Raw genomic sequence first — 4610 nt, 5'->3', positions numbered from 1 at the left:
GGCCTGCCGGGGGGCTCGACGCGTTCCGGCTCGGGTGACTACTGCTTGAGCTCGGTGTACGCCTCCGGGCTGCTGTCCTTGAGGAACTCCCAGCAGCGGTTCGCCTCCTCGGTCTCGTGGATCGCGTCCGCCGCCCGGGCGAGCGCGGCGAGGCAGCGCAGGAAGCCGCGGTTGGCGCGGTGGTCCCACGGCACCGGGCCGTGGCCCTTCCAGCCGTTGCGGCGCAGCGCGTCCAGGCCGCGGTGGTAGCCGGTCCGCGCGTAGGCGTACGACTCGACCGTGCGGCCGGCACCGAAGGCGTCGTCGGCGAGCATCGCCCACGCCAGCGAGAAGGTCGGGAACGCCGCCGCGACCTGGGTCGGGGAGGCCGATTCCTCACCCAGCATCCGGTACGGCTGCTCCTCCTCCGGGAGGAGCGTCGGCTCCGGGCCACCGAGCAGGTTCTTGTGAATACTCATGCATGCAGTCTGCCCTTTCGGCCGAGCGTGTGTCGCCACCGGCACCCCTGCCGCGCGCTCCGGACCGGCGGACGGCCGAGGCTCCGCGGACGGCGGATGCGTGGACACCGACGCGGCTCCCGTGCCATGGTGGGCGCGCGACGGGGGCGCGCACAGGTGTTCGCATGCTTTGACGGCCCCACCGGCCGACCAGGAAGCGTACGACGTGCCACCAACCCGCTCCGCGCGGAGCACCGCGAGACCCGCTCAGCGCCGCCGGCGGCGTGCCCGGCGCGGGATCGGCCCCGGCACGGCCGTGGCCCTGGCCGTCTCGGTGACCGTCCTCGGCACCGCGGTGTACGCCCTCGGACTGCCCGACGACCCGCCCGGCCACCCGGCGCCCGGCCAGGCCGCCCTGGCCCCGGCGCCCGAGGCGGCGGCCTCCCGTACCGCGACGCCCACGCCCACCGCATCCTCCGCGGCGCCGGCCGCCACCACCGCGCCGCCGGCGCCGCCGCCCGCCACCGCGCCGGCTGCCGATCCGACGCACGGCCCGGGCACCTTCACCGTCGCCACCGGCGCGGCCGCCCCGGTGGGCCACGGCACCGTCCGCCGCTACCGGGTCGAGGTGGAGGACGGCAGCGGCGTCGACCCGCAGACCGCCGCCGCGCAGGTCCAGAGCATCCTGGCGGACCGGCGGGGCTGGACGAACGACGGGAGGAACGGCTTCCAGCTGGTCTCCACCGGCCCGTACGACTTCACCGTGAAGATCGCCACGCCCGACACCGCCGACCGGATCTGCGCGGGCGGCGGGCTGAACACCCGCGGCGAGGTGAACTGCGACGTCGGCGAGCAGGTCGTGGTCAACCTCAAGCGCTGGAACACCGGCTCGCCGCAGTTCACCGGGCCGATCGAGGAGTACCGGGCGCTGATCGTCAACCACGAGGTCGGGCACCGGATCGGCCACGGGCACGAGACCTGCCCGGGCAAGGGCAAGCCGGCCCCGGCGATGATGCAGCAGATATACGGCCTCAAGGGCTGCGCCGCGAACGCCTGGCCCTACAGCGACAAGGGCGTCTACCTGGGCGGCCCGGCGGTCCCCTGACGCCCCGGCTCCCCCGGCTCCACCGGCCGCCCGGCCGCCGTCACGGCCGGACCGGGCGGCGTCGTCAGAGCGGGCGCACCGCGGCCACGCCGTCGGGCATCCCCAGCACCAGCAGGTCCCCGGCCAGGGCGAGCGACCAGACCGCCGAGCCCAGCCGCAGGTTCCGCGCGCCGTCCGGATCGGAGAGGCGCCGTACCCGGACGTGCCCGTCGGCCCAGGCCGCCGCGACCACCGGGCCGGCCGGGCCGACCACCACCGCCACCGCGGTGACCGGGCAGTCCCGCCGGTCCACCGCCTCCGCCATCGGGGCCGTGCCCGGCCCCCAGAGCCGGACGGCGCCGTCGAACCCGCCGCTCACCAGGAGCGGAAAGCCCTGCGCGGCCGGCCCGGGGCCGCCGAAGGCCGCCGCCGCGCCGAGCGCGGTGACCGGGCCGTCGTGCAGCCGCTCGCTGAGCACGGCGCCGCCCTCCGCCCAGTGCACGGCACCGCGCACGTCGCCGACGGCGGGCGGCGCTCCCGGCAGGCAGGGGGCGGCGGCCAGCGCACTGAGCTCGGCACCGGCGGTGTTGCGCAGCAGGCCGAGCGCGCCGTCCAGCGCGTACGGGTCGAGGCCGGAGGCGGGCTGGGCCGGCGGGAGCAGCTCGGTGCCGCCCCGGGCGTCCAGCAGGACGACCGTCCCGCCGGCGGTGGCCGCCAGCGCGCGCAGCGGCCTGGGGCCGTTCACCACGAGCCGGCCGCGCGGCCGGCCGGTGGCGGCCTCCAGGGTGCGGATCTCACCGGCCGGGTCGGCGACCAGCAGCTGCCCGGCGTAGGGGCCGTGGCCGACGGCGAGCGCCGTCACCGGGCCCGGCCAGGCGTCCCCGGCGGGCTGCCAGAGCGCCCACTCCCCGGCCCACGACGCGGGCACGGTGGCGAGGCGGGCGGCGGCGGCCTCGTCGGCGCCGAGCAGGCGGGTGCGCAGGGTGGCGGCCCGGTCGGCGGGCGAGGTCGGTCCGATCAGGGCCGGGCCCGCGGCGTGCCAGGCGCGGACGATCGGGCCGTCCTCGTCCTCCAGCGCGGCCGTGACGGCGACCGGGCCGGCCAGGGCGAGCAGCAGCGGGTCGGCCTGGAGCCGGCCTGCGTGGCCCTCGCGGGCGGCGGCCGTCCAGAACTCGGAGAGCAGTTCGGGCCCGGCGGCGAGCAGGTCGGGGGACCCGTCCGGGTTGGCGGGGATCCTGGCCGCCAGCTCGGCCAGGCCGGGCTGCTCGGGCTCGGGCGAACGCCGCAGTGCGGCACCGGGGTTGGGGTAGTGCGCCGGGTCGGCGTCCTCCTTGAGGCACCAGCGGCCGAAGCGGGCCCGGTCGGTCCACTGCGGGTCGTCCAGGTCCAGCACGGCCGGTTCGGGGACGGCGGAGCGGGCGAGGGCGGCGGCCTCCGGGCTGCCGGTGGGCGCCTCGGCCAGCAGGCGGAGCTGGGGCAGTTCCAGCAGCGGGTTGAGGAGCCCGGACACGACCCGGGCGGGGTCGGCCGCCCGGTTCAGTCCGGGCAGGCAGACCACCGTGGGCCGGCCGTCCTCGGCGAGGGCGGTCAGCAGTTCCGGCACGGTGCCCGCCACGACGCCGAGCTGGGAGCCGATCGACCAGACCAGCGAGCGCACCGAGTACCCGGCGGCCGGTACGACCACCTGGATCCGCCGGTCCGCCGGGGTGCGGTCACTCGTGCCGGCGGCCACCAGCCAGTCGAGCAGGTGGCTCTTGCCGCTGCCGGGTGCACCGGACACCCGGCACAGCCGCGGTGCCCGGGTGTCCGCCAGCCAGCCGAGCAGCGCCAGCCCCGCGGGCTTGCGACCCGCGCGAAGGGGTGGGATCCACTGCCCTTCCTCCGTCATGACCTGCCCCTGTCGTCCGGTCCGTCCTGCCCCTGGCCGGCAGGTCAAGGGCAGCAGTCTTTCCGGGGCCTGACGTTCGATGAGCGACGAGCGACGACCCCACCCGCTCGAACGATGAGCATACTTACCGTGCCGAGCCGAGCGCGGACCGGTGCGGACCGGTGCGGACCGGTCCGCCCGCACCGACGGCCGGTCAGGACGTCGGACCGTCAGGACGCCGGGCCGTCAGGCCATCACCGGCAGGTAGCCGCTCAGGTCGCTGCGCTCACCGCTCGCACTCACCGCGCCCTCGTCCACGGCCGCCGCCCAGTCGGCCCGGCCGGTGGCGAGCCGGATCCAGGTCAGCGGGTCGGTCTCGACCACGTTCGGCGGGGTGCCGCGGGTGTGCCGGGGGCCGGCCACGCCCTGGACGACAGCGTACGGCGGGATGCGCAGCTCGACCGACCCGCCGGGCGCCTGGTCCGCGAACGCGTCGGCGAGCAGCCTGCTGACGGCCGCGAGGGCCTGCCGGTCGTGCGGGAATTCCTCGATGCCCAGCGCGTGCGCCAGGTCGTCGGCGTGCACGACCGTCTCGGCCAGCCGGGTGACCAGCATGTCGGTGAGCAGCATCGACCCGAGCCGGATCTCGAAGCGGCGGCCCGGGTCGGTGGCGGCCCCGCCGGCCAGCAGCGCCAGCAGCGCGTCGGCCTCGGCGTCGAACAGCGCCGCCACCCGCGCGGGGTCCGCGCCGAACTCGCCGGCCGCCCGGTCCCGCGCGGCGGCGTCGAGCGCGGGAGCGACCGAGCCGACGGCCGCGACCCACTGCAGCAAGCTGAGCGGCGCCAGGCCCTGCGGCGGCTCGTCCAGGTGCCGGGGCACCCAGCCGACCTGCTGCGCGAGGTGGGCGACCAGCTCGCGCACCGTCCACCCGCCGAGGCGGGTCGGCCGGGCGAGCAGGGCCTCGGCGTCCGGGTCGGCGCACACCCGGCGGACGGCGGCGCGCAGGGCCCCGGTCTGGGCGGCGAGCGCGGCCCCGACCTTGGCCGGGTCGTAGCCGCGGACGCGGCGGGCGGGCTTGGAGGATGACGGCATGGGCCCGAGGCTAACGAAAGGGGCGGCCCGCGCGGGGGGGGGGGCCCCCCCCCCCGCGGGGGGGTATAAAAAAAAAAAAAACCCCCCAAACAACCAAAAAAAACGGATAGGGGGGGTGGGGTGGTATGGG

General features: G+C 77.3%; 4 protein-coding genes. 1 reads left to right on the top strand and 3 read right to left on the bottom strand.

Annotation, left to right across the window (positions count from 1 at the left end; genetic code table 11):
• Positions 1-38: 38 nt before the first annotated feature.
• A complete protein-coding gene (locus tag ACFUK0_RS39515) occupies positions 39-458 on the bottom strand; it encodes a DUF3151 domain-containing protein (protein WP_380258813.1) in 420 nt (139 codons plus the stop codon).
• Positions 459-663: 205 nt separating this feature from the next.
• On the opposite strand from ACFUK0_RS39515, the gene ACFUK0_RS39510 reads away from it, so the two are divergent.
• Complete coding sequence (locus ACFUK0_RS39510) at positions 664-1542, top strand: DUF3152 domain-containing protein (RefSeq protein ID WP_380258811.1); 879 nt, start codon at positions 664-666, stop codon at positions 1540-1542.
• Between the two features lie 64 nt (positions 1543-1606).
• Here the strand turns inward: ACFUK0_RS39510 and ACFUK0_RS39505 are convergent, their stop codons facing one another.
• A complete protein-coding gene (locus ACFUK0_RS39505; protein ID WP_380258809.1) occupies positions 1607-3409 on the bottom strand; it encodes a hypothetical protein in 1803 nt (600 codons plus the stop codon).
• A gap of 225 nt (positions 3410-3634) precedes the next feature.
• Positions 3635-4480, bottom strand: a complete 846-nt coding sequence (locus ACFUK0_RS39500) for a sterol carrier family protein (protein ID WP_380258807.1) — start codon at positions 4478-4480, stop codon at positions 3635-3637.
• Between the last annotated feature and the right edge of the window lie 130 nt (positions 4481-4610).

The organism is Kitasatospora sp. NPDC057223 (assembly GCF_042669755.1).
Classification (GTDB): Bacteria; Actinomycetota; Actinomycetes; order Streptomycetales; family Streptomycetaceae; genus Kitasatospora.
Note: the sequence above shows the minus strand (reverse complement) of the source record. Positions and strands in the feature narration are given on the sequence as shown.